This window comes from Gallibacterium sp. ZY190522 (assembly GCF_054166015.1).
This window is the reverse complement of sequence record NZ_CM135118.1, coordinates 1,054,195-1,080,833: the sequence shown is the minus strand read 5'-3', so window position 1 is coordinate 1,080,833 and position 26,639 is coordinate 1,054,195. Positions and strand designations below refer to the sequence as shown.

General features: G+C 36.3%; 23 protein-coding genes and 1 pseudogene. 14 read left to right on the top strand and 10 right to left on the bottom strand.

Features of this window, described 5'->3' with window-relative positions:
• The first annotated feature begins 95 nt into the window (after positions 1 to 95).
• Together ACXPAV_RS05350 and recN are read left to right on the top strand one after the other, a co-directional pair.
• Positions 96 to 1,016 (top strand): NAD(+) kinase, encoded by a 921-nt coding sequence (locus ACXPAV_RS05350; protein ID WP_458004270.1) that lies wholly within the window; start codon positions 96 to 98, stop codon positions 1,014 to 1,016.
• A gap of 70 nt (positions 1,017 to 1,086) precedes the next feature.
• On the top strand, positions 1,087 to 2,763 hold the full coding sequence (recN, locus tag ACXPAV_RS05345; protein ID WP_458004269.1) for a DNA repair protein RecN: 1,677 nt from the start codon (positions 1,087 to 1,089) through the stop codon (positions 2,761 to 2,763).
• 80 nt (positions 2,764 to 2,843) lie between these two features.
• Here recN and ettA read toward each other — a convergent pair whose 3' ends face one another.
• On the bottom strand, positions 2,844 to 4,514 hold the full coding sequence (gene ettA / locus ACXPAV_RS05340) for an energy-dependent translational throttle protein EttA (RefSeq protein WP_039171388.1): 1,671 nt from the start codon (positions 4,512 to 4,514) through the stop codon (positions 2,844 to 2,846).
• Between the two features lie 271 nt (positions 4,515 to 4,785).
• Between ettA and ACXPAV_RS05335 the strand changes: the two genes are divergently transcribed.
• The 6 genes from ACXPAV_RS05335 to ACXPAV_RS05310 all read left to right on the top strand — a co-directional run bounded on the left by ACXPAV_RS05335 (position 4,786) and on the right by ACXPAV_RS05310 (position 10,783).
• Entirely contained in the window at positions 4,786 to 5,964 is a 1,179-nt protein-coding gene (locus tag ACXPAV_RS05335) for an ATP-grasp domain-containing protein (protein ID WP_458004268.1), read from the top strand.
• Positions 5,965 to 5,981: 17 nt separating this feature from the next.
• Positions 5,982 to 6,734: an esterase family protein gene (locus tag ACXPAV_RS05330; RefSeq protein ID WP_458004267.1), complete on the top strand. Its 753-nt coding sequence runs from the start codon at positions 5,982 to 5,984 to the stop codon at positions 6,732 to 6,734.
• Positions 6,735 to 7,071: 337 nt separating this feature from the next.
• The gene (locus ACXPAV_RS05325; protein WP_458004266.1) at positions 7,072 to 9,081 is read left to right on the top strand and encodes a TonB-dependent receptor domain-containing protein; all 2,010 of its coding nucleotides are present in this window, start codon (positions 7,072 to 7,074) and stop codon (positions 9,079 to 9,081) included.
• A 121-nt stretch (positions 9,082 to 9,202) separates the two neighbouring features.
• Entirely contained in the window at positions 9,203 to 9,652 is a 450-nt protein-coding gene (gene exbB / locus ACXPAV_RS05320) for a TonB-system energizer ExbB (protein WP_018347365.1), read from the top strand.
• A 9-nt stretch (positions 9,653 to 9,661) separates the two neighbouring features.
• Positions 9,662 to 10,051: a TonB system transport protein ExbD gene (exbD, locus tag ACXPAV_RS05315; protein WP_039136244.1), complete on the top strand. Its 390-nt coding sequence runs from the start codon at positions 9,662 to 9,664 to the stop codon at positions 10,049 to 10,051.
• Positions 10,052 to 10,783: a TonB family protein gene (locus ACXPAV_RS05310; protein WP_458004265.1), complete on the top strand. Its 732-nt coding sequence runs from the start codon at positions 10,052 to 10,054 to the stop codon at positions 10,781 to 10,783. It begins immediately after the preceding gene.
• On the opposite strand, the gene plsY is transcribed toward ACXPAV_RS05310, so the two are convergent.
• Entirely contained in the window at positions 10,784 to 11,392 is a 609-nt protein-coding gene (plsY, locus tag ACXPAV_RS05305; RefSeq protein WP_039136240.1) for a glycerol-3-phosphate 1-O-acyltransferase PlsY, read from the bottom strand.
• 91 nt (positions 11,393 to 11,483) lie between these two features.
• Between plsY and folB the strand changes: the two genes are divergently transcribed.
• The gene (gene folB, locus ACXPAV_RS05300; protein WP_039136238.1) at positions 11,484 to 11,843 is read left to right on the top strand and encodes a dihydroneopterin aldolase; all 360 of its coding nucleotides are present in this window, start codon (positions 11,484 to 11,486) and stop codon (positions 11,841 to 11,843) included.
• A gap of 23 nt (positions 11,844 to 11,866) precedes the next feature.
• Here folB and ACXPAV_RS05295 read toward each other — a convergent pair.
• The 7 genes and pseudogenes from ACXPAV_RS05295 to ACXPAV_RS05265 form a co-directional block, all read right to left on the bottom strand.
• A pseudogene (locus tag ACXPAV_RS05295) lies at positions 11,867 to 12,267 on the bottom strand (GNAT family N-acetyltransferase).
• A gap of 36 nt (positions 12,268 to 12,303) precedes the next feature.
• Entirely contained in the window at positions 12,304 to 13,773 is a 1,470-nt protein-coding gene (gene cls, locus ACXPAV_RS05290) for a cardiolipin synthase (protein WP_458004264.1), read from the bottom strand.
• 85 nt (positions 13,774 to 13,858) lie between these two features.
• The gene (locus ACXPAV_RS05285; protein WP_458004263.1) at positions 13,859 to 15,028 is read right to left on the bottom strand and encodes an MFS transporter; all 1,170 of its coding nucleotides are present in this window, start codon (positions 15,026 to 15,028) and stop codon (positions 13,859 to 13,861) included.
• A gap of 95 nt (positions 15,029 to 15,123) precedes the next feature.
• A complete protein-coding gene (locus ACXPAV_RS05280) occupies positions 15,124 to 16,170 on the bottom strand; it encodes an extracellular solute-binding protein (RefSeq protein ID WP_458004262.1) in 1,047 nt (348 codons plus the stop codon).
• 368 nt (positions 16,171 to 16,538) lie between these two features.
• Complete coding sequence (locus ACXPAV_RS05275; RefSeq protein WP_458004261.1) at positions 16,539 to 17,594, bottom strand: YcjF family protein; 1,056 nt, start codon at positions 17,592 to 17,594, stop codon at positions 16,539 to 16,541.
• Positions 17,594 to 19,003, bottom strand: coding sequence for a YcjX family protein (locus tag ACXPAV_RS05270; RefSeq protein WP_458004260.1), 1,410 nt, complete (start codon positions 19,001 to 19,003; stop codon positions 17,594 to 17,596). The genes ACXPAV_RS05275 and ACXPAV_RS05270 overlap by 1 nt, the downstream gene beginning before the upstream one ends.
• A gap of 206 nt (positions 19,004 to 19,209) precedes the next feature.
• Positions 19,210 to 19,812, bottom strand: coding sequence for a YagU family protein (locus tag ACXPAV_RS05265; protein ID WP_458004259.1), 603 nt, complete (start codon positions 19,810 to 19,812; stop codon positions 19,210 to 19,212).
• Between the two features lie 411 nt (positions 19,813 to 20,223).
• Here ACXPAV_RS05265 and ACXPAV_RS05260 point away from each other — a divergent pair, with 411 nt between their 5' ends.
• From ACXPAV_RS05260 to ACXPAV_RS05240, 5 genes are read left to right on the top strand one after another with little or no spacing between them, the layout of a single operon-like run.
• A complete protein-coding gene (locus ACXPAV_RS05260) occupies positions 20,224 to 21,918 on the top strand; it encodes an ABC transporter substrate-binding protein (protein ID WP_458004258.1) in 1,695 nt (564 codons plus the stop codon).
• Positions 21,915 to 22,874, top strand: coding sequence for an ABC transporter permease (locus ACXPAV_RS05255; RefSeq protein WP_039135779.1), 960 nt, complete (start codon positions 21,915 to 21,917; stop codon positions 22,872 to 22,874). The genes ACXPAV_RS05260 and ACXPAV_RS05255 overlap by 4 nt, the downstream gene beginning before the upstream one ends.
• Positions 22,867 to 23,754, top strand: coding sequence for an ABC transporter permease subunit (locus tag ACXPAV_RS05250; RefSeq protein WP_039135778.1), 888 nt, complete (start codon positions 22,867 to 22,869; stop codon positions 23,752 to 23,754). The genes ACXPAV_RS05255 and ACXPAV_RS05250 overlap by 8 nt, the downstream gene beginning before the upstream one ends.
• Positions 23,755 to 23,767: 13 nt before the next feature.
• Positions 23,768 to 24,823, top strand: a complete 1,056-nt coding sequence (locus tag ACXPAV_RS05245; protein WP_039171409.1) for a peptide ABC transporter ATP-binding protein — start codon at positions 23,768 to 23,770, stop codon at positions 24,821 to 24,823.
• Positions 24,824 to 24,827: 4 nt separating this feature from the next.
• Positions 24,828 to 25,589 carry an ATP-binding cassette domain-containing protein gene (locus ACXPAV_RS05240; protein ID WP_039135776.1) on the top strand — a complete coding sequence of 254 codons (762 nt, stop codon included), beginning with the start codon at positions 24,828 to 24,830 and terminating at the stop codon, positions 25,587 to 25,589.
• 43 nt (positions 25,590 to 25,632) lie between these two features.
• On the opposite strand, the gene ACXPAV_RS05235 is transcribed toward ACXPAV_RS05240, so the two are convergent.
• Entirely contained in the window at positions 25,633 to 26,559 is a 927-nt protein-coding gene (locus ACXPAV_RS05235; protein WP_458004257.1) for a mechanosensitive ion channel family protein, read from the bottom strand.
• Positions 26,560 to 26,639: the final 80 nt, after the last annotated feature.

The window sequence follows — 26,639 nt, the reverse complement described above, 5'->3', positions numbered from 1 at the left end:
ATTAATTAAGTCAAAATTATCGCCGATAGTTATGTTAATATAAGCCTCATTTAGTGCAATTCAAGGATTGCGTTGTTATCAATTGGGTAATTGTTATGCAAGAATTTAGAATGAAACTGCAACAGCATACATTACATCGTTCGTTTCGTACGATTGGTGTTGTAGGGCAGCCTCGACACGATGATCGCCTGCAAATGCATCAAGATCTATTTATTTGGCTAAAGCATCGTGGTTATCACGTTTTAGTTGAACAGGAAGTCGGTAAAGCTCTGCAATTGAGTGCAAAACATATTGCTACGTTGGATGAGATTGGCTCAATGGCAGAATTAGTGATTGTGATTGGCGGTGACGGCAATATGCTGGGGAAAGCACGCATACTTGCCCGTTATGATACAGCGTTGATCGGGATTAATCGTGGAAATTTGGGATTTTTAACTGATATTGACCCAGATCAGGTGTATGAACAGTTATCTGCCTGTTTGGATCGTGGTGAATTCTTTGTAGAAGAACGCTTTTTATTGGATGTGAATGTGGAACGAGAAGGACAGGTTATTGCGTCAAATCAAGCGATTAATGAGGTTGTGATTCATCCAGCAAAAATTGCACATATGATTGATTTTCAAGTTTATATTAATGATAAATTTTGTTTTTCGCAGCGTTCTGACGGCTTGATTATTGCTACACCGACCGGTTCAACCGCTTATTCATTGTCTGCCGGCGGACCGATTTTAACGCCACTATTAAATGCGATTACATTGGTACCAATGTTCCCACATACCTTATCTTCACGCCCGTTGGTGGTGGATGGCGACAGCAAATTGCACTTTCGTTTTGCACAGTATAACGTGCGGCAGTTAGAAGTGAGTTGTGATAGCCAGGTGAATATTCCTTTCTGTATTGATGATGTGATTGTGGTGAAAAAGAGTGATTTGCGGATGAAACTGCTGCATTTACAAGATTATAACTACTATAACATCCTCAGTTCTAAATTAGGTTGGCTAAAAAAATTATTTTAAATTTCAAGAAACACTTTACTGTATAAAAAAACAGTATATACTGATATTTATACAGTATTGGAGGTTTCTTATGCTCACTCAATTACGCATCAATAATTTTGCTATTGTTAATCGTCTTACCTTAGATTTTGCACAAGGAATGTCTGTTATTACCGGTGAAACCGGTGCCGGCAAGTCAATTGCATTGGATGCCTTAGAGGTCTGTTTGGGGCAGCGTGCTGAGAGCGGAATGTTGCGCTCCGGCGAATCAAGAGCGGATGTTAGTGCATTGTTTTCATTACAAAATAATTCTGCGGCACAGCAATGGTTACAAGCACACGAATTGGATGATGAAGAAAATCCGGAAGAGTGTGTTTTGCGCCGTACAATTAGTGCGGATGGGCGCTCAAAAGGATTTATTAATAATCAACCGGTGCCTGCTGCTCAATTACGTGAGTTAGGCGCATTATTAGTGCAAATCAGTGGACAGCATTGTTCTCAACAATTATTGAAGCCTGAATATCAATTACAGCTATTGGATACTTTTTGTCATAACCAAAGTTTATTACAGCAGTTAAATCATCAATTTCATTTGTGGAAGCAACAACAGCAAAAATTGGCGGATTTTCGTCAACAATGTGCAGAAAACGAGGCAAGAAAACAGCTATTACATTATCAAATTGAAGAATTGAATGAATTTGCCTTAAAACAGGGTGAGTTTGAAGAATTGGATTTAACACAAAAACGATTAGCAAATAGTGAATTGTTAAGTCGAGGGTCGCAATCTGTTTTACAGTTGTTGTCGGAAAATGAAACCGCGAATATCGAAAATTTATTAAATAAAACAGTGAGCTATTTAGATGAATTGGTTGAGGCGGATGAGCAATTTAAAGAGGCACAACAATTAATCCAACAGGCGCAGATTTACGTTCGAGAAGCTTTTTCTGAAGTGCAGCATCTTGCCTATCGTATCGAGGATGATCCGGAGTTATTGGCTAATACGGAAATGCGTTTAAAACAGGCGTTACAATTAGCACAAAAACATCGGGTTAATGTTTCAGAATTACCGGTTTATCATCAGCAATTAAAGCATGAATATGAACAGTTAGCGGAATATATTGATGGCGAAGAGTTGTTAGTCGAAGCGGAACAGCAAGCTTATCAACAGGCAATGAGAATTGCGAAACAGCTTTCGGAACGTCGGCAACAAGGTGCCATTTTATTAGCGAAAGCGGTAACCGAAGAAATTAAACAGTTAGCAATGGAAAATGCTGAATTTGATATTCAATGCACTATGGAATCACAAAAATTATCTAATAAAGGTATAGATCAAATCACGTTTATGCTATTGAGCAATTTAGGAGAGAGTTTTCAACCTTTGCATAAAAATGCTTCTGGTGGCGAATTATCTCGAATTGCATTGGTGTTACAAACATTAACTTCTGATCAAAGTACTGTTCCAACCTTGATTTTTGATGAAATTGATGTAGGTATCAGTGGTGCAACAGCCAATATTGTCGGTAAACTTTTGCGTTCATTAGGTGAAAAAGTGCAGATTCTATGTATCACGCATTTGCCGCAGGTCGCATCACACGGGCATCAACATTATAAAGTTGAAAAATATTGCAAAGCCGGAAAAACAGAAACACAGGTCAGTTTATTAAATGCTGAGGAACGAGTAAAAGAGTTGGGTAGATTGCTTGGTGGTAGTGAAGTAACGCAGTTATCGTTAGCAAATGCACAGGAGATGTTAGCGTTGGCAAGTTAATTCAGCTTTTTATAATGGATAATTCCGCCTATTAGTTGTGTATAAAACTATATAGGCGGTATATTTTATTTGGTAGTGATTTATTTCGTAATACGTTTATATTTTATACGTTTTGGTTGGACAGCTTCAGCACCAAAGGTTTTCTTCTTCCACTCTTCATAATCAGAGAAGTTACCTTCATAGAAAGTGACTTTACCTTCATCACCATAATCCAAAATGTGAGTAGCGATACGATCCAAGAACCAGCGGTCGTGAGAAATAACCATCACACAGCCCGGGAATTCCAAGATAGCATTTTCCAATGCACGTAAGGTTTCCACATCAAGATCGTTGGTTGGCTCGTCAAGGAGCAGCACATTTCCGCCACGTTGTAATAATTTGGCTAAATGCAAACGACCACGTTCACCACCTGATAATTCACCGACACGTTTTTGTTGATCAACACCTTTAAAATTGAAGCGTCCTACATAAGCACGACTTGGAATTTCAAAGTTACCGATCTTCATAATATCCAAACCGCCGGAAACTTCTTCCCACACAGTTTTGCTATTATCCATCTTGTCACGGAACTGTTCGACAGAAGAGAGAACCACAGTGTCCCCTAATGTAACAGTGCCTTTGTCAGGTTGTTCTTGACCGGATAACATTTTGAATAGCGTAGATTTTCCAGCTCCGTTTGCTCCGATAATCCCGACAATTGCACCTTTAGGAATATTAAAAGATAGATTATCAATTAAAGTACGATCACCATATGATTTGGATAAATTTTCCACTTCAATGACTTTATCTCCTAAGCGAGGACCAGGTGGGATAAAGAGTTCGTTGGTTTCATTACGTTTTTGATAATCGCTACTATTTAATTCTTCAAATCTAGCCATACGGGCTTTGCTTTTTGCTTGACGTCCTTTTGGATTTTGACGAACCCATTCAAGCTCTTTTTCTATTGATTTTTGACGAGCTGATTCGGTTGCTGCCTCTTGTGCTAAACGTTTTTCTTTTTGCTCTAACCAGGAAGAATAGTTACCTTGCCAAGGAATACCTTCACCACGATCAAGCTCTAAAATCCAACCGGCGACATTATCCAAGAAGTAACGGTCGTGGGTAATAGCTACAACAGTGCCTTCATAATCGTGTAAGAAACGTTCCAACCAAGCCACAGATTCCGCATCAAGATGGTTTGTTGGTTCGTCCAATAACAGCATATCCGGTTTTTCTAATAGTAGACGGCAAAGCGCAACACGGCGACGTTCACCACCGGATAAATGTTCGATTTTACTGTCCCAATCTGGTAAACGTAAGGCATCTGCTGCACGCTCTAATTGATTCTGTAAGTTATGACCGTCGTGAGCTTGGATAATCGCTTCTAATTCAGCTTGTTCTGCTGCTAATTTATCAAAATCCGCATCCGGATCAGCATATAGTGCATAAACTTCATCTAATCGGGTTAATGCATTTTTCACTTCGTGAACTGCTTCTTCAATCGCTTCTCGCACGGTCTGTTGTGGTTCTAGTTTTGGTTCTTGTGGCAAATAACCGATTTTAATGCCAGGTTGTGGACGGGCTTCCCCTTCAAATTCTTTATCTACGCCTGCCATAATGCGCAATAAGGTAGATTTACCGGCACCGTTTAAACCTAGTACACCGATTTTTGCACCGGGAAAGAAACTTAACGAAATATCTTTTAAAATTTGACGCTTCGGTGGCACAACTTTGCTCACGCGATGCATTGTAAAAACAAATTGTGTGGACATAGTTCTCGCTGTTTGTTTTGTGATTGGATAAAACCGTTATTTTACTGGAAATTATTGCTTTTGACCATTTCACGATGAAAATTTAAGTAACACCGAAAAAATGAAAAGATCTTATGAATCATATTGGCTAAATAAAACATAAAAATATGCTTTTATATATAAAATATGATTGCAACAGGGAACATTGGAATAGTAATATCAATCAAGCTATTTATATAAATAGTGCAACACAGCATTATATTAATCACTATTGCTATTTGAGGAATCTTTGATGTCAAGACCAATAAATTTTGTAATGATTTCACCCCATTTTCCCACCAATTTTGAAACGTTTGCACATAGATTGCGTGAAAGCGGTTTTAATACATTAGGAATTGCCGATGCGCCTTATGAGTCATTAAGCGAGGGGTTACGCAATTCGCTAACAGAATATTATCGTGTTGATAATATGGAAGATTATGATCAGGTTTATCGTGCGGTTGGTTATTTTGCGCATAAGTATGGACGCATTGATCGCATTGAATCGCATAATGAATATTGGTTGGAATTGGATGCAAAACTTCGTACTGATTTTAATGTGTTTGGTTATAAAAACGAAGATATGAAAATGATTAAAACCAAATCACAAATGAAAGAAGTGTTTAAAAAAGCAGGGCTGAAAGTGGCGAAAGGGCGTGTTTTTTCTGATGAAGAGGATGCTCATCGTTTGGCTGCAGAATTAAAATTGCCAGTGATTATTAAACCGAATTCGGGTGTTGGAGCGAGTGACACTTATAAAATTCGTACAAAACAAGATTTAATACATTTCTTTGAACATAAAGCACCAAATGTTGAATATATTATGGAGGAATTTATCGATGGAGATATTGTGACGTTTGATGGTTTAGCCGATCACAATGGGAATATCGTATTCTATTCCAGTTTAGAATATTCTGAAGCAGTGTTAGATACAGTGGAGAAAGACGGTGATATGTTCTATTTTGTGCCACGTGAAATTTCACCAAAATTAATTGAGCTAGGTAAAGTTTGCGTAGAGGCATTTAATGTTAAAGAACGTTTTTTCCATTTTGAGTTTTTCCGTGTTAAGGGCAGCAACGAAATATTACCCCTTGAAATTAACTGCCGTCCACCGGGTGGTTTAACCATTGATATGTGGAATTATGCCAATGATTTTGATGTATTTAATGAATATGCCAATATTGTTAAAGAAAATAGATTCTATGCACATATTACTCATCCGTGGAATGTGGCTTATATTTCGCGTAAAGCAAATAAAAATTATGTGAATACAACACAGGCGATTTGTGAGAAGTTCGGTAACAGTATTATCAGCGTGCAACAAGTGCCTGGCATTTTTGCGAAAATTATGGGCGAAGAAGGGATTTTAGCGAGAACTGAAACTCTGGAGCAGATGCGGGAAATTATTCAATTTGCACATCAAAAACAATAATTGAGAGGAAGTGAATTATGCATTTTGAGAGAAGAAGTCATTGGAGTGGAGAATTAGGTCGTGAAATGTATTTTAATGTTTATGGTCACGCCGGTAAGCCTGTAATTGTGTTTCCATCCTCAGGAGGTGATCAAAATGAATATGGTAATTTCGGAATGATTGAGGCGTGTCACTCTTTTATCGAACGTGGATTACTAAAGTTTTATACTCCTGATTCTTATGATAAAGAGTCGTGGTTGGCAACTTACAAATCCGGACACGATATGGCATTAGCACACGATGCTTATGATCGTTATATCATCAATGAATTGGTGCCATTAATTCGGCACGAATCGCAATGGGGTGGCGCAATGATGGCGACCGGTTGCAGTATGGGGGCGTTTCATACCATTAATTTTGCATTGCGTCATCCGGATTTGTTTGATGTGGCGATTGCGCTAAGTGGCGTTTATGATGCTCGTTTCTTTACTGGGGAATTTTATGGGGATCAGGCGATATATTTCAATTCGCCGATAGATTATCTTTGGGGACAGCAGGATAGTTGGTTTTTAGATCGTTATCGACAAAATCACTATATTGTGGCAGTAGGACAAGGCGCTTGGGAAGAGCAGCACGTTGCAGATACTGCACGTTTGCAAGAGGCTTTTCAGGCGAAAGGCATTGTTGCTTGGTTTGATTTTTGGGGATACGATGTTGATCACGATTGGCCGTGGTGGAAGAAACAGATGCCATTTTTTCTAAGTAAATTGGAAGAACAGGGTATCATTTAGTCAGTATAGTTATTCGTTTTTTATTTTTGCCGACAGGATTGATTCTTTCAAAGATAAATGGAGTATAAAATTCGTCGGCATAAAAAAGTAAAATCTCTTCATCAGTGTTTCTTTCATCACTATATAGACCTAATCTTTCTAGACCTAATCTTTCTAGACCTAATCTTTCTTATAAATTCTATAAAAAACTTACAAAATGATCTCATTCTAATCCTTTGCAAGAAAATGATAATAATTCCTAAAAAGATCTTGAAAGCAATAAATTTTTTATTGATAATGGTTCTCATTAATTTAATTGATAGTTTTTAACCCTAAATAACCTAAGGAGAACCTCCAAATGAAGAAAACCTCATTTGTATTATTACCGCTTGCTGCTTTTATTAGTGGTGCAGTTGTTGCAGATGAAACCGATAATTTAGATGCAATTGAAGTGGTGAGTGATAACCTTTCACCACAAAAAGCAAGTTTATCCGCCGGTAGTTTAGCAAAAGTTCGCCAAGCGACTACAACCGCAGATATTTTACGTTCCGTCCCTGGTGTAAATGTGAATGGCGCACGTTCTGTGGTGCAACGTTACAGTATTCGTGGTGTAAGTGAAGAATATTTAACGGTAACAGTTGATGGTGCAAGACAAAATGGTTACGCATTCCATCACGCTGGAAACTATGGTATCGATCCGGATATTTTAAAACGTGTGAATGTTGATGTTGGTGCAAATTCTGTGGTAACTGGCGCAGGTTCATTGGGCGGTGCGATTCGTTTCGAAACCGTTGAAGCGGCAGATTTGTTAGCGGATGGCGAAAACTTTGGCGCGAAATTCAAATGGGGCTATGGTAGCAATGCTGACTCCAACCAAGCAGCAACCACACTTTATGGTCGTGCCGGTGGGTTAGATGTTTTAGGCTATTTTAATTATCGTCACCAAGAAAACGGTAAAGATGGTAATGGCGTAGCAAATGCAAATAAAGGCCATTTATCCAACTATTTATTCAAAGCGAAATACAATATTGATGAAGCACAATGGGTGAAATTCTCAGCGGAACGGTATAATAATACGGCGGTAAGTTGCTATCGTGCTAATTTTAACTCTTGTTTAGGGGATATTCCGAGACCTGGAGAACTGGGGTATAGTGAGACTGATCACAGCAAAGCCTTAACAGAGTTATTACGTAAAACTTATACGTTAAGTTATGGTATCGATCCGCAAGATAATCCATACCTTAATTTCAAAATTAATTTATATAATACTGAAACTGATATGAGTTCAATGGGAAAACCTCAGACGAATATTCGTACTGTTGGCGGAACACTTTCTAATGTTTCAGAAGTTGATTTATCCAGTACTCACCATACTATTACCGTTGGTGGAGAGTATTACAATACTAAATCTAGAGCATTAAATGCGCCAGATAAACCTTATCAACCAAGAACTGACAGTACTTCTGTTTATTTGGAGGATAAAATTGCGCTTGGTAATTTCTTAATCACTCCGGGTATACGTTATGACTATTATCAGGCAGATCTTGATAAGAATTTTGATAAAAGCTACCAACGTTTTTCTAAAGCACTAGGTTTAAAATATTTACTAACAGACGATTTAGCAGTATTTGCCAACTATACTGAAATCTTTAAAGGACCTGATGCTGGTGAGATTTATTTACGTGGAACCCGAAATTATTTGCCAAGTATAGATGCTATTCGAGGAAATAATAAAGAAGCTGGTATGAGTTTTGCTAAGGCAGATATTTTTGGCAATGATGATTTCTCTTTAACCGCAAAATATTTCCAAACTAAATATAATCATTTCAACACCAACACAACAACCGATCAGGGAAGCGGTTATCAAGATATTGGTGAAGTAAAGGTTAAGGGGGTTGAGGTTTCTACTGCTTATCGTATCAATAATTTTTCCATTAATGCCGGTTATGCCAGAGCAAGAAGTGAACAGCTTGACCCGTTATTTGGTTTTTATAATTTAACCGCCTTGCCGGATACCGGTGATAAATATACTTTAGGTCTAAGTTATGTTATGCCAGATTATGGCGTAGAACTTGGCTGGAATACCATTTGGGTAAGAAATATCACAACATACACTGCTGGAATCGAACGTTGTAAAGGGAAAAATTGTGACAGAACACCAAAGAAAATGTCAACTTATAAAGACAGTTATTCTGTCAGCAATGTTTATGCAACTTGGTCACCAAAACAATTACCTAGTTTAGAATTGACGGCTGGTATCGATAATATTTTTGATAAAGCCTATAAAGATCAAGCAACTAAATATTATGCTGCTTCAGATAATGAACTCGGTCGTAACTATAAATTCACCGTTTCTTATAAATTCTAAGTAATGATTTGACTTTCCGCCTTTATTTAAAGGTTGGCGGAAAGTCTTTATTCCTCTGTGTTAATTTATATAAGTGCATCGCAATGATGCCTTATATTTGTTGTTTTTAAAGGGTTGGAAAATGGATGCATTATTTGATTTCTTACAACAATATGTTGATTACATTATTTTAGGTCTGTTGGCGTTGATGAGCTTTGTAATGGTCTGGATGGTGATTGAGCGCTTATTGTTTTTACATAAAATCAATATTAAAAATTATCAGAATATCCACGATCTTGAAATTGATCTTACACGGCACTTAACCATTATTTCCTCTATTGGTGCAAACGCACCATATGTGGGATTGTTGGGAACAGTTATTGGTATTTTGCTCACTTTCTACCAGTTAGGGCAATCGGGTGGCGACATCGATGCTAGTGCCATTATGCTTCATTTGTCATTAGCACTGAAAGCAACTGCTGTGGGAATTTTAGTCGCTATTCCGTCAATGATGTTTTACAACGGTTTAGGGCGTAAAGTGGAAGTGAAACGCTTACAGTGGAAATCTTTACAGGCGGAACAATCAAGATAGGAATGAGATATGAAGAAGTTCGATGAAATTAATATCATTCCTTTCATTGATATTATGTTAGTACTGTTGGCAATTGTTTTGATTACTGCATCTTTTATTTCGCAAGGTAAAATCAAGGTGAATGTACCGAAAGCAAGTAGCACGGTAGCATTTAAATCGGATGAACTTGCGAAACTGCTCACTATCACTAAAGATGGTGAGCTTTATTTCAATGATAAGCCGATCAATAGAACCGATTTAGAGAAAGAGATGGCGAGTTGGGATAAATCACAAAAAGTAACATTAAAAGTAGATTCTGAAGCTACTTTCCAAGAATTTGTTAGTATTACCGACTTATTAGGTAAAAATGAGATCAAAAATGTTGCCATTGTTACTGTAAAGGATAAAGGAGGCAATTAAGTGCATTACACCAAGCCTGCTTTTTATGTTACCACTGCTATTTATAGTGCATTATTTGCCGGTGCGGTTTGGTCATTTGATGGAACGCAACAGTCAGCAAATAGCATAAATGGAGAAATTTCACCAATCATTTCAATGGAATTGCTTTCTGCCAATATTGTTGAGGAACCTCAACCAGAACCTCAACCGGAAATAGAAATCAAGCCTGAACCAGAAAAGATAGTTGAAACTCAGAAACAAGAAGTTGTTCCTGATCCGACAATAAAAAAAGAATCGAAACAGCCTAAAAAAGAGATTAAAAAAGAAGTTGTAGAGCGTAAAAAGGAACATAAAAAACATCGTGATCATAAGAAAAATCATCGCCCTGTTTCGCAGGCAGTACAATCTAAAGCACAGGGTGCACCTGTTACAACACAGCAACAAAATTTACAAGGAACAGGAACAAATAGTGATGAGCTTGCAGCATATCGTTCTGCATTACGGCGAGAAATTGAAAAACATAAACGTTATTCGCAACGAGCAAAAATGTTGCATCGTCAAGGTACTGTTGTGGTGCAGTTTACTTTGATGGATGACGGAACAATCCAAAATGTGCGGTTACATCGTTCTTCTGGTTATGAAGATTTGGATAAGTCGGCAATGGATGCAGTCGCGAAAGCTAATAGTGTTGGCATACGTCCGGCAGGTTTAGCTACAGAACAGAAAATCCCGATTAAATTTATGCTGAGATAATTATTTCTTCTTTTTATTTTTTAATTTATCCCACATTTTGTCTTCTTGTCCACGCCATAAACGTTGAATATTGTCGTGGTGGCGGTAGATAAGAAGACAACAAACTAATGCGGTTGGAAAGGTGAATTCGGGGCGAAACCACCAGACATAAAATGGAATGGTTAATGCGGCAATTACTGCACTGAGAGAAGAGTAACCGGTGAGTAGGAAAACACATAACCAGACACCAAGCATAAATCCGGCTACAGACCAGCCAATCGGTGCAATTGCACCAAATGCGGTTGCTACACCTTTGCCACCACGAAAGTGATAATAAATTGGGAAAATATGCCCTAGGCAGGCACCTAAAGCCACCATTCCTAATTCAAACTGCGTTAGTTGTAGGTAATAACCGAGCCAAACTGGTAACATTCCTTTAAGAATATCAAAAATTAGCACCAGTAATGCTGGCAAACGTCCACCAATTCGTAACACATTGGTTGCTCCGGGGTTATGAGAGCCGTTTTCTCGAGGATCAGGAAGATGAAAGAGTTTGCATAAAATGATTGCGCTCGAAATAGAACCTATCAAATAGGCAATTAGCATATAAAAAATAGCAAATAGACTCATAACTTTTCCTTTTCACTCATTTGGGCTTTTGTTTATTGTAACCAAAATTGTTAGTATAGCTACAATTAATTCATTAAACGGCGAAATTTATATGACGAAAGAATTTATTTTTATTGAAGAGTTAACTATTTTTACCACTATTGGCGTTTATGCTTGGGAACAACAGATCAAACAAAAATTAGTGTTTGATTTAGAAATGGCGTGGGATAGTGAGCAGGCGGCACGGACAGATGATGTTCAATTTTGTCTAAATTATGCAGAGGTTAGCGAATTTATCATTGATTATGTCAGTAACCGATCATTTGCATTGATTGAAAGAGTAGCATATGAGGTGGTGGATCAATTACATCAGCGTTTTCAAATCTCACAAATTCGTTTAAAACTAAGTAAGCCCAGTGCCGTTGCTCAAGCAAAATCGGTTGGTATTGTGGTGGAAAAAAGGTTTGGTTAATGATTGATGGCAGAAGAATGCCATCAAAATTTACGCATATCAATATGTGGGATATTGTCTTCCAGATAGATATCTGAAACCACAACAAAACAGAATTTCTGATAAAATTCTTGCAAATAGTGTTGTGCCTGAATTTCAATGGGATAGTTTGGAAATTGCTGTTGAATAAAAGCTAATGTGCTTCTTAATAGTGTTTGAGCATAGCCTTTGCCACGAAAATTTGGCATTACTAAAACGCGTCCAAAATGAACGTACTCATTTTGGAAAAAATACGAGTATAAGCGACAAGATGTTGCTGTTCCGATAGCCAGAGATGAAATACGCATAGATCAATTTCATCCACTTCCTGATATGAACATTGTTGTTCAACGACAAAAACTGCCGTACGAGCCTGATAAATCTGGAAAAGCTCCCGTGTAGTCAATTGATTAAATGTTCTAACTTGTGTTGCATAATGTTTTTACAAAAGTGGGCTGAAAAAGAAAAATAAGCGTTCAAAAAAGCGTTGCCATAAAGGGCGCTGTTGCCATTGTTGATAATCGATGGTTTCAGTTTGCTGATAATAGTTGTGGTGTAGCTGCAAAATTTCTTTGGCGAAATCGCGATCTTCTACAATCATCATTACTTCAAAATTAAGCATAAAACTGCGAATATCCATATTAACGCTACCGACTAATGCTAATCGTTGATCAATCAAAATACTTTTAGTGTGCAACAATCCGCCTTTAAAGCGATGAATTTTAACACCGGCAGCTAATAAATTATCGAAAAGCGCACGACTTGCCCATTGCACCATAGTAGAGTCATTTTTCTTCGGCAAAATAATATTCACTTCCACGCCACGTTGTGCTGCGATTTTTAAAGCATCCTCAATGCTTTGATTTGGCACGAAGTAAGGTGAGGTGATTGTGATTGATTTTCTAGCAGAAAATATGGCTACTGAAAGTGTTTGCGACATTAAATCATCTGGGAAGCCGGGGCCTGTGGCAACAATTTGTACAGCGTGCGAATTGTCATTTTCAATCGGCAATAATGGGCAAAGTGCAAAAGCAAAAGGCTGCTGTTGCTCAGTTTCGATTTCCCAATCCCACGCGTGTAGATGATTAAGAATAGAGGAAACCGGCCCGTCAATTCTAACCATAATATCAATCCATTGCCCAACGTTAGCATCCTGTTTAAATTCGCTTGGATCTACCATATTCATACTGCCGGTATAGGCAATTTGATTATCGATCACTACAATTTTGCGATGTTGACGAAGATCAATACGCTCTAAAAACATTCGTAATGGATTAGCGTGTAATGCTTCTAAAAATTCAATTCCTTGGTCGCGTAATTGTTGGCAATGCTTACTTAACAGAAAATCTCGACTACCTACAGAATCAAGTAGAATATGAATTTGCACACCACGTTGTTTAGCTTTTAATAATGCTTGTTCAACTTGAGTGATAAGCCCTCCACTTTGCCAAATATAAAAAGTCATATTGATAGAAAAATTAGCCTGCTCAATATCTTTAATAATACTTTGAATAATGGATTGTGGTGTTTGCAAAATATGTAGATCATTTCCAATAATACAAGGAATGTTTTGGCGACGTTGACAAAGATCAAACAGTGATTTGTATCGTAATGCCTCTTTATTTTCGACAAGATTTTTATAATCTTTATATTGATTAAACCAAGCGACATATTTAGGTCTTAATTGGTGGAAAAGTTTGGCACGGCGAGAACCTAATTTGATTTCACCGAAAATAAAGTAAGCAATGATACCAACAATTGGCACGATATAAACAATTAATAACCACGATAAGGTAACCGACATTGCCTGCTGTTTGAATAACAGACGTAAAGTGATAGAAACTTGACAAATCCAGATAGTGATAGGAATAGTATATTGTAAAATAGTAATAATATCAGTGGTAATAATCATAACATCATCAATAACCTAATTAAGGAAACGTTATTTTAACAAAGAAAATCGACATCGCGATTTAATTTATGCGATGTCGATTGAATTAGATAATTTTGTCTGTTTTTTCAATAAACCACGCTGCGATAGCCATTACTAATACTAAACCGCAAAGAACCCAGATTTGTGGTAACCAGCTATGCCAAATACCATAGCCGTAACCGAATAATACCGGCCCACAGGCAGCTAAGAGATATCCTCCGGATTGAACAACCCCTGATAATCTAGCCGTATTGGTTGGTGAGGTAGTTTTTACAGATAGCATTGTTAAAAGATAAGGGAATAATGCACCACCTGCTAATCCGGTAAAAATATTGACAAATAGCCAATAGGTAATGCTTTGGTAATTTAATAACATCATCATTACGCCAAGTAAAGCGATTAACATAAAAAGTATAATAACGATTTGGCGTTTTTGGCTTGACCAACGGATAAAAGCAGTGGGTAAAAACAGCATTAATGGAATTGTTACCAACATAAAAACACCAAGCAAATAGCCAGTTGTGTTGGCTGACAGACCGGCCTGTTGCCCCATTGTCGGTAACCACGCCAACGTAGTATAGAAATAAAGCGATTGTAAGCCACCGAAAATCACGAAACACCATACATATTTATTTCTCCATAGCGTCGGATTATTTTGGTTTTTATTGTGCATGTCTAAATAGTGGTTATGTTTGATATTAGGCAACCAAATCAACAATGCAATCAGCAAAATAGCAGAAATCAGCAGAATCATAGTTTGCCAACTGTAAGCTGTAGTAATTGGCATTGCTAATGATGAGCCGATGATAGTGGCAAAGGTCATTGATAGAGAATAGAGTGAAGTGAGTTTGCCTAAGCGGTTTGGTTGATTCGCCATAATAGTGCTTGGTAACAGTACATTGAGTACTGCAATGCTGATACCGATTAGTACGGTGCCAGTAAAGAGCAGTGATAAAGAGAAAATTCTTAATGTAGAGCCAATTAACATTAAAACCAACGCCATTGCAAATAGTTTTTCTAAACCGAAGCGTTGACTGAGTTTTGCCGCAAAAGGCGAAACTAAAGCAAACATAATAAGTGGTAAGGTTGTTAGTATACCAAGTTGACTGATTGGAATAGAAAATTCAGTAGCAATTTCATGCAGAATAGGCGGAATAGCAGTAAATGGCATTCTTAGCACTACGCCAATCATCATAATGCCTAAAATTAAAAAAGTGGTATTTCTTTGTTTCATTTTAATAAATTAGAAAATAGACTATAAATCAAAAAGTAGAAATAACACGCCCTCAAAAATGAGGGCGTTAATTAAAAAGTTTATTGTTATATCACTTATTCAGCTGCTTTTAATTGTTGATAATAGTTTTCGTAATATTGAATTGCATCACCAACATCGTCTTGCCAATAACTGTTTTTCAATACATCTGTTGGTGGGTAGATGCTTGGATCTTCAGTAATTTCTTTTGGCAATAATTCTTTTGCTTTCAAGTTGGTTGTTGGGTAACCAATTTCGGTTGCTAAACGAGCAGCGATTTTAGGGCTTAATAAGTAATTAATTAATTTATGTGCAGCATCAGGATTTTTAGATGTTTTAGGAATAGCTAAAGTATCTACCCATAAAACTGGACCTTCTTTTGGATAAACGGCATTGATAGGTGCATTTTCTTTTTTCGCAATACGAATAGAACCGTTCCACAATTGACCTAATTCAACTTCACCAGCGATAAATGAGTTTGCTGGATTATCGGAATTAAATGCCAATACATTCGGGCGGAGTTTTAATAACTCTTCGTATGCTTTTTTAATAATGGCTGGATCTTTAGTGTTTGGATCTTCACCAAGTTTTAATAAAGCGATGTTAAAGACTTCACGGGCATCATCCAATAATTGCACTTTACCTTTATATTCAGGCTTCCAAAGATCCGCCCAAGAGGTGAATTGTTCCGCTTTGTAGGTGTCAGTATTGAAAGCAATTTCAGGTGCGCCTAACAATTGAGGAAGAGAATATTTATTACCTGGATCATATGGTTTATCCAACATATTTGGATCAAGGTCTTTAATCACAGGTAATTTACTGTGATCTAAAGGTTGTAACATCCCTTCTTTTGCCATTTTGGATACAAAGTAATTTGATGGCGCAATGACATCATAAGTTGCACTATCACCCAAAGTTTTTAACTTAGCGTACATTGTTTCATTGGATTCAAGACTGGAAACATTAACTTTAATGCCAGTTTCTTTAGTAAAGTCATCCAACAAACCGTCAGGTACGTATTCTGTCCAAGTATAAAGGTAAACGGTGTCCGCATCAGCGTGAACAGCCGTATTGATACCAAGAGCAAGTGCGCTAATACCTAATAAAGTAGTGATTTTTTTCACAAAATTCTCCATTACAGTAGTGAGTTAATGCCATAGCTCGACCAATGCCAAGCGACTAAAAAATCTTACGATTTTTATTGGTACTTGAACAATGTGTAAATGTTTCAACTCATCAAACAGTGCATTAAATGGAACTCATTTGATGCACTATTCTGACTTCGAAGTGAGATTCACTTCTAGTGAAGCATTCTACCCGAAAGGGTGAAGAAGAGTTTCAATGAAACCACATTTAGACAAGGTAAGCTATTCTATAAAGTGTGGGCAAATAAGGCAACAACTAATACGGATAAATATAAATTAGTTATAGGGCAACCTTCATATGTTGCCCATCAAAAAAATGTTAGTCATCATGCCACTAGGTAATAATATTAACGTGCTTCTTTTTCTGCGGTTTTGAAAATATTATCTTTAATCACATTTTTAACTTCAGTAATTAATAATTTATGAATGGTATGTAATCTTGGTTTCTCTTTTGCAGTGAAAGGAACGGGGCGACAAAATTCCATCGTTTTAATGCCTAATCGTGCTGTAAGCAGACCGACACCAATGCCTTGTGCTACGCGTGCTGACAGCTTTGCAGTAAGATCTTGTGAAAGCCAATCCATTCCAATATCCCGAATAACATCGGTTGCACCGGCGAAAGCAATATTGAATAACACCATTCTGATTAAACGGATGCGACTAAAATAACCCAATTTAACCCCATATAATGCTGCCAATTTGTTGATTAAACGTAGATGCCGCCAAGCAACAAATGCCATATCCACCAGTGCTAATGGACTAATTGCTACAATCATTGTTGCTTCAATGGCTTGTTTGTTGACTATTTTTTGTGCTTGTTGATCGAGCGGATGCAGAAATTCTTCACTGAATAGTTTGAGCAATTCTGATGAATTATAACCTTGATTTGCATACTGCAGCCACTGTTGGTATTGCGGTTGCTGTGGTGATATTTGCATATAGCTTAGTAATTGCTTTGTCAGCTTAGTACTATCTTCTATGTTGCTGATTGGCGAATTAAGCTGCAAGTGTTGACTCTGTTGTTGTAATATTGCTAGCTTTTTTAGTTGTCGTAATTGACGAAACTCTTTTACTACGGCACTGATACCAAAGACGACAATGGAAGCAAAAACGAGTGCAAAGGCGAAATTAATCCATTGGTGCTGCTGCCAAGCATCGACCAACCACTGAATTGCCTGCGCAATGGTTGCCGCACCAAACAGGGCAACAGTGCCAATTAATCCTTTTTGCCACCAAGAAAGCGGACGCTGAATGGCTTGTTGTAATTGTTGCTCCATTTCACCTTCTTCCTGATATACGCTTTGATCGAGTTCAACTTGGGTAGGGTGAAATTCTCGTTTTGTTTTTAGCTTTTCCTGCTGCGGTTCGCTGTCTTGGGGTTGAAATAGGTGTTTATCGTTCATTATGTTAATTTGTCTCCTAATAAATATTCTAAAACTGAATCAAGTCGTAAGTGTGGTAATGGCTCGCTTTCAAGCGCCGTTTGCGGTTCAAACTGATCAAATTCAAAAGCGGAATTTTTCCAGAAATCGGCAGTTGGTAACCGTTGCGGTACCGATCCGGGAAAGAGTGTTACCGATTTTTTATCTATACTTCTAACGCCTTGAATGGCTTTAAATTGCTGTCCCTGTTCTTCGACAATCACTTGTTGTGTGGCACGAATCGCCGCAAATGCGGTGAAATCAATATCAATATGTGAAAATTGTAGATGCTCACCTTCTGACTGAACTAATTGTCGTAACAGACTGATCAAATTGGGAATTTGATCGGTTGTAATATGATCCGCTTTAGTTGCGGCAAACAACAATTTGTCGATTTTTGGCGAAAACAGACGGCTGAAAAAATTGCGTTGCCCGTAATGAAAACTTTGGAATAAAGCCCGTAATGCCATTTGCATATCAATAAACGCTTGATGGCTATGATTAAGCGCTGTTAGACAATCAGCCAGAATAATTTGACGATCAAAACGTGAAAAATGTTGCTGGTAAAAGGTTTTGACAATTTGATCTCTGTAATAGCAATAACGTTGTTGCAACACCGAAAAATAACTCTGTTTGTCGGCATTTTTTTGTAACTGTTGCCACTGTTGTTCAGAAAGATGAACCAATGGAAAAAATTGCAAAGCGATTGCGCCTTCCGCTTCTCCGGGAAGAATAAAGCGTCCCGGTTGAATAAAGTAAAAACCGGCGGATTTACATTGATGCAAATAGTCAGTGTAATCTTTGGCAAGTTGAGCTAAAAAGTGTTCATCTGCGGTCTGTGTAAGATCGAGTTTTTGTAATTTTTCCAACCAAGGTTGCGCCAGTTGTTTTCGTTCCCCTTGCAACAATTGGTGCATCGCTTGCGACCAACGCTGAAAATCCTGTGATAATAAAGGCAAATCAAGCAGCCATTCTCCGGGATAGTCAAAAATATCCAAATAAAGCACACCGTTTGCTTTAATATGACGTAATAAACTCTGGCTATGTTGGTAATGAATTTCTAATCTGGTTTCGCTTAAACCTCGAGTTGACTGCGGCCATTGTGGTGGAGATTGTTGCAGTGATAACAAATTCTCTTCATATTCAAAACGAGGAAGCTGCCAATTTTTTTGGGTTAGGCGTTTAACGCCCAAAATACGGTGATGACGAGCCGCACTGAACAAGGGTAGTTGCGGTTGTTCTACAGTATTTAATGATAATAGCTGATTGATAAATCCGGTGATAAACGTGGTTTTTCCACTTTGGCTTAAGCCGGTTACCGCCAGACGCAGTGTTTGATCCAAACTGCGTTCAATCAAATTATCCAGTTCGTTTTGTAACGTTTTTAGCATAATAGACTTAAATTGATTTAATTGTTGTTAGTGTAGCTGATTTTTTAGTGTCAAAAAAAGCGTTTGTTTTAAATATGGGGATGAATTGTGTTTTGTCAAAAATAATAAAGCATTAAGCGATCATTTTTCAGAAGTATATAAAAGAAAAATACGTTTTAACATCCTGTTAAAACGTATTTTCAAAGGAGGTTCGTATTTAAATTAGACTAGCGATTTTCGCCAAGTGGAACTTCTGCATCCGGTTCGTGAGTGATACGATTACGTAAATCACGGCGGATAATTTCAATAGTCCAGAACCAGAAAATGTGACCAACAAATTCTGAAACGTGTTCATAGAATGGCCATTCTGCTACCGGTGGCGTTAAACCGAGTAGAGGGAAAGTAATATAGTGAACACAGATATCGCAGATAATACCAGCCAATACACCTTGCCATAATTTGACTTTAGGGAAGCGTTCCGCAACCACACAATACGCAATAGCAAAAACAAGGGAGAAAATAATGTGAGTTACACCAATCCAGTTAAACGCTTGATCTGCAAAGGTAAATGCAGCGGCAGTCGGATCGATACCTAAATAATCTCTTAAGAAAACGTGTGGTGGATTTAAGAAAGCACGTGAACAAACTTCAAGCGCCTGTGACGGATCTTGACACGCTGCCACGAAAAGATCTAATGGGCTACGAGGTGGGAAAGGATGTTCTGCTCCCCATTTTACAAATGCTGAAATAATACCGGCAATGATACCGACAAAAATCGCCACACCATAACGACGGCGACTCGGTTCTGTTTGTTGAAATAGATTAATCATAAAAATTTCCTAATTTTATCAATAAGATATAGTATTTTTTACTATTAGCTTTCATTTTGTTGAAATGATAACTGACGAAATGATAAAACAAAAAATATTTTATACAATAAAAAAATAATCAATAGGAGTTATTTGGTTAAAAATTACACCAATTTTATTAAGGCTAAATCGGTTTAGTGATGATTTTTTTATAAATTAAGGAATGAAATTTATTCTGTTTGGAGTATTTTAATTAAGATTATGATATTTTTTGTATCTAGAATTAAAAACAAAGTATTGATTAAGATCGTGATTTTGATGATTTAATAGACTATTAACGATAATATCCTTTTACAAAGGAGCAATCGCTAGTTAATATGCTGGTTTGCTGAATTTAGATGAGAATAGATTAGTAAGTAAGCTGGTTTTTCAATGGCTTTGATTAAATATATTACAATTTTTATCTGCTTTATCTTCGTACAGACGGCATTTTCGGCACCAAGAGTTCCAAAAGAGGTGTTGAATAATGGTTTAGTTTATTGTACACACGATTTACCTGTGTCGTTGAATCCACAAACGGCAGAGATTGGTAGTCATACCAATATTGTTGCTGATCAGATATATAATAAATTATTTGAACTGACGGGAAATGATAATCAGGTCGTACCTTCGTTGGCAACTTCGTATCACATCTCAGCGGACGGTAAACATATTTTGATTAATTTACGTCGAGGTGTGAAATTTCACAGTACAGGTTGGTTTACGCCAACAAGAGATTTTAATGCGGAAGATGTTGTTTTTTCTTTAAATCGTATTTTAGGGAAAAATGACGGTATTTTGCCTGTGAATGATGATTTTGATGAGGAAAACAGTAAAATTTCGCAATATCAGTTGTTCAATGAGAAAGCAAAAAATAAACATTTCCCCTATTTTGAAAGTATTAAATTAAGGAATAAAATTAATTCGGTTGTCGCTTTAAATCCTTATCAAGTTCAGATTAATCTGGTTTCCCCAGATGCTTCAGTGCTTTCCCATCTTTCCGGACCTAATGCCGTGATTTTGTCGTATGAATATGCTCTACAACTCAATGCTGATGATAATTTGGCACAATTGGATATTTTGCCTATCGGTACTGGGCCTTATCAATTAAAGAGTTATTTTCGCGATAAAAATATTCGCTTAGTAAGAAATGATGGTTATTGGGGAGAAAAAGCGAATATTAAAAATATTGTCATTGATGTTTCAACAACAAAAACAGGACGCTTGGCAAGGTTTTTAAATGGTGAATGTGATATTGTCGCATTTCCAGATGCAAGCCAGCTCAAATTATTAAATGAACGTTTGCCTAGTGTGCAAATAAGTTCTTCCGATAGTATGAATTTATCTTTTTTAGCATTAAATATGAAGCGCCCAATTATGCAAAATATTGATGTAAGACGAGGGATAGCTTATGCAATTAATCGACCTCGGATTATTAAACATATTTTTTATGATACGGCTAAAATTGCACAAAGTATTATTCCGCAAATTTCGTGGGCTTCGCGTTTTAATGCGACTTCATTTGAATATAATTATGATCCAATAAAGGCAAAATCATTATTATCTGATAAATTACTTAATCTCTCTCTTTGGGTAATTAATGAAGAGCAAGTTTATGATCCTAATCCAGTCAAATTAGCAGAAATGATAAAATATGATTTGGAACAATTAGGTATAAAATTGAATGTAAAAGTAGTGTCTTATAATTTTCTTAAACAGAGTGTAGAGGATGGTACGGATAATTATGATATGATTTTAACAGGTTGGATTACAAATAATTTAGATCCGGATAGTTTCCTAAGACCAATATTAAGTTGTCCATCACAAAATACTATCTCTAATTTAAGTAATTGGTGTCATCCACCACTTGATGCATTATTAATTAGAGCATTGCAAACTAATGTACAGTTATTAAGAGCATTGGACTATGATATGGCACAGCAATTAATTATTAGACAAGTGCCGATTATCCCGATTGCTACAGTAAATAATGTATTAGTTTCAAATAATCGGGTAATAGGATTAAATATGACGTCATTTGGAAATATTCATTTTTCGTCATTGTCTTTAAATGAGGGTAAAAAATGATTATTGCTTTGATTAGACGACTATTACTGATTTTTATCTCTTTAGTGATTTTATCAATATTAGCATATACCATTATGTTGAAAGATCCTCTTAATCAAGTCTTATTTGAAGGTTCAACCCTTCAAGGATATTTGCAGTATATTGAAAAATTAGCAAATGCAGATTTTGGTATTACATATATCGGTGGTGAACTCTTAAGAGATCAAATTTTATCTGTTTTACCTTCAACTTTAGAATTATGTATTGCTGCGATGATTTTGGCTTTGTTATTTGGAATTCCATTAGGGTTTATAGGAGCATTAAGTAATCGTTCTGTTAGTAAATTCATACGAGGTTTTTCTTCAGTAGGGCTATCTATTCCAGTTTATTGGATTGGTTTAATTTTATTATATTTGGCAGCAATTTATAATTGGGAAATTTCATCAGTTGGTCAATATAATGCATTATATGAAATTAAACCGGTAACCGGTTTTGCGATTATTGATGTTTGGTTTGTGGAAGAACCGTATAAAATTAAAATTGTGCAAAGTGTATTACAACATTTGGTATTGCCGACATTGGTTTTAATGATTATGCCGATGATGGAGATTATCCGATTAACACAGCATAGGGCGGAGCAGGTTATTTCGGCCAATTATACTAAGACTGCTTTAACTCGTGGTTGGTCAAAATTTAAGATTCTTCGTGTTTATTTATTACGTAACACATTAGCACCTATATTGCCTTATATTATTCGTACATTTACTTTGACACTAGCAGCTTGTATGTTGATTGAAAATATTTTTAATTGGTCTGGCATAGGTCAGTGGTTAATTGCTGCACTTTCTGAACAGGATTATAATGCGGTAGCAAGTGGGGTTATTGTAATTGGAATAGTGGTATTATTTATTAATTTATTAGCAGATTTAAGTGAATTTATTTTAGATCCGTTTAAGAAAAAGGCTTGGTATGATTGAGCAGAGGGTAGAAGATTTCCGGAATACGAAAGCAAAAAAAGCAATTTGGAAAATATTCAGTAAAGATCGTATTGCTTTATTCAGTTTATTCTGTTTTTCCGGATTGGTAGTTATTGCTATTTTAGTACCATTTTTATCACCATATTCTCCGGATCAACAATTTATAGGTAATGAATTAATGCCACCATTTTGGGATAAAAGTGGTAATTTAGTTTTTTTATTGGGAACTGATGATATCGGACGAGATTTATTTAGTCGTATTTTATGGGGAGTTCATTATACATTCGGTTCTGCATTGATTATTGTGTTAGCAATTTTAATAATTGGTGGTGGTCTAGGGTTAATCATTGGAATTAATCAAGGGGTAAAATCTAGAACATTAAAATATCTTGGTGATGTATTTTTATCCATTCCAATTTTATTGGTCGCTATTATTATTGCGGCATTAATTAATAGTGGGTTAACCAATGCAATGTTGGCTATTTTTTTAGCTTTATTACCTCATTTTATTCATCAAATAGATAATGCTGTACAACAGGAATTACAAAAAGATTATGTATTATTACTTCGGTTGGAAGGTATTTCAAAATATATTTTATTAAAAGAAACTATCTTACCTAATATTTTTCCGGTTTTTGTCAGAGAGACAGCTAGAATATTTATTCTAGCAATTATGGATGTGAGTGCATTAAGCTTTATTTCTTTGGGAGCATCATCAACAATGCCGGAATGGGGAGCGATGATAAGAGATTCGGTTGATTTATTATATATTGCGCCTTGGGCGGTTGTGTTACCAGGAACTGCGATAATGTTTTCTATTTTGGTCATTAACGTATTAAGTAACAGCTTATTACGATCCTTCTATAAATATTATTCATAGGAGGGAGAAAATAATGGCTTTATTGGATATTCGTAATTTATGTATTGATATTAAAACAGCAAATGGAAAAATTCGCATTGTTGATAATGTGAACTTAACTATTAATGAAGAAGATATTTATGCATTAGTTGGGGAATCGGGTTCAGGGAAAAGTTTAATTGCTAAAGTAATTTGTAATGCTGTAAAAGATGATTGGATTATTAGTGCGGATCGGTTCCGTTTTAATGATATTGAATTATTAAAACTTTCACCGGCAAAGAGACGTAAACTGGTTGGCAGAGAAATTTCACTAATTTATCAAGATCCTTTGACTTATCTCGACCCAAGTAAAACCATTGGAGATCAGCTGATTCAATCTATTCCAAATTGGACTTTCAAAGGCAAATGGTGGCGTTGGTTTGGTTGGAAAAAGCGACGTGTTGTGGAATTGTTGCATCGTGTTGGTATTCGTGATCATAAAGATATTATGCGAAGTTATCCTAACGAAATTACGGAAGGTGAAGGACAAAAAGTGATGATCGCAATGGCAATTGCTAATCAGCCCCGTTTATTGATTGCTGACGAAGCAACAACCGCACTAGGAACTAATACACAAAGTCAAATTTACCGTCTTTTATTAGCAATGAATCAAAATCACGGTACTACGATTTTATTTTTAAGCAGTGATTTAGTTTCTGTCAGCGAATGGTGTGAAACAATTAATGTTTTGTATTGTGGTCAATCAGTGGAAAGTGGACCGAAAGAGATTATTATGAATTCGCCATTTCATCCATATACAATGGCGTTAATGAATTCCAATCCGGATTATAATATTCCGTTGGCGCCTAAAACTCAGCTTAATGCATTACCGGGAATGGTACCTTTATTAACGAATATTCCGATTGGTTGTCGTTTAGGGCCACGATGTCCATTTTCTCAACGTAAATGTGTGATAAAACCACCGTTGCGGAAATTAAAACAACACGAATATGCTTGTTATTATCCGTTAAATATTCGTGTTCATTCTGAAACAAAAGAGAAAGTGGAGCCGATTACGATCCAAGCAACATTAACTGGAAAAGAAGAGTAATAAGATGGGTGAAGTAGTATTACGCATTGAGAATTTGACTAAAACCTTCCCGACTAGCGGCAAATCCTTATTTAATCGAGCTTTTGATGCAGTTAGAGATATTTCATTTCAATTGGAACAAAAGCAAACATTAGCAATTATTGGCGAAAACAGTTCGGGTAAATCAACTTTGGCAAAAATGATTATGGGCATTACTGAGCCAAGCCGAGGTGAAATTTATTTTAAAAATAAATTGCTGAAATTTGGTGACTATTCATTTCGTTCTAAACATATCCGTATGTTATTCCAAGATCCGAACTCAACATTTAATACACATTTAAATGTGGGACAGACATTAGATTTACCGTTAAGATTAGCAACACCGCTTTCGGAACGCGAGCGGAATCGGAAAATTTTTCATACATTACGTTTAGTCGGGTTATCACCGAATCATACCAATATTCGTTTCAGTGATTTAACGATCAGTCAAAAACAACGGGTAGCACTGGCAAGAACAGTAATTTTAGAGCCGGAAGTTATTATTGTCGATGATGCACTTAATTTTCTTGACTCTTTAGTACGCGCTCAATTAATTAATTTATTACTGAAATTACAGGAACAATTAGGTATCGCTTATATTTATATTGGGCAAAATATTGGAATTATTAAACATATTTCTGATCAATTATTAGTGTTGCAGGATGGGCAAATCATTGAATATGGAGATACATTAGAAGTAATTTCTGATCCACAGACCGAATATACCAAACGATTATTGCAACAATAAAGGCGTGCTAATTTGAACACGCCTTGATTTTTGGAATTAAAGTTTATTTATTTTCTGAATTTTGCTTAATAATTTCTACTGCTTTTTCAGGAAAATTAATATCCAGTTGATTAAACGGAATATCGATACCAGCTTCATCAAACTCTAATTTTACTTTTTCCATAATATCAAAATGTACACCCCAGTAATCAGCAGTTTTTACCCAAGGACGAACAAATAACTGAACACTACTTGCCGCTAATGCACCCACTGCGATTAATGGTGCCGGTTCTTTTAATACACGAGGTTCTTCTTGTAAACAACGTGCAATAATTTCTTTTGCTTTGGTAATATCCGATTCGTAAGAAATATCAAAAATAAAATCAATACGGCGAGTCGAATTTAAAGAATAATTGGTAATTTTTTGTGTGAAAATTTGATTATTCGGCACTAATACAGTTTTATTATCTCCAGTTCTTAGTTCCAGCATTAATAAACCAATTTGTGTTACTGTTCCGGAACCACTGGCAACTTCGATAAAGTCCCCTTTACGGAAAGGTTTAAATATTAAAATCATTACACCGGCAGCAAAATTTTGCAGTGAATTTTGTAGGGATAAACCGATAGCTAAACCAGCAGCACCAATTAATGCTACCAAAGAGGTAGTATTAATGCCTAGTTGAGAGAGTGATGCGATTACTACAATTAATAATAAAGCAAAATAGGCAATTGATCGAATAAATTCACTTAACATCTCATCTTTTACTGTGCGATGAATCATTGTTGCTAATAATTTACTAATAAATTTTGCTAATCGCTTCCCAACCAAGAAAATAACGATAGCTAATAAAATTTTAATTGAATAAGGAACAATCCAGTCATTAAAAATATTAAGTAAATGTTGTTCATCTAATAATGAATGCCAATCAACATTTTGTAAATCTAAAGCATTGCTAACTTGATTGTTAACATTTTCTGTATTTTGTGACATAGCTTCTCCTGTCAATTGATAAAAGGAAACTATTATAATGAGATAATTTAAAAAATTAAAGAATGAGATTTATAAGAAAA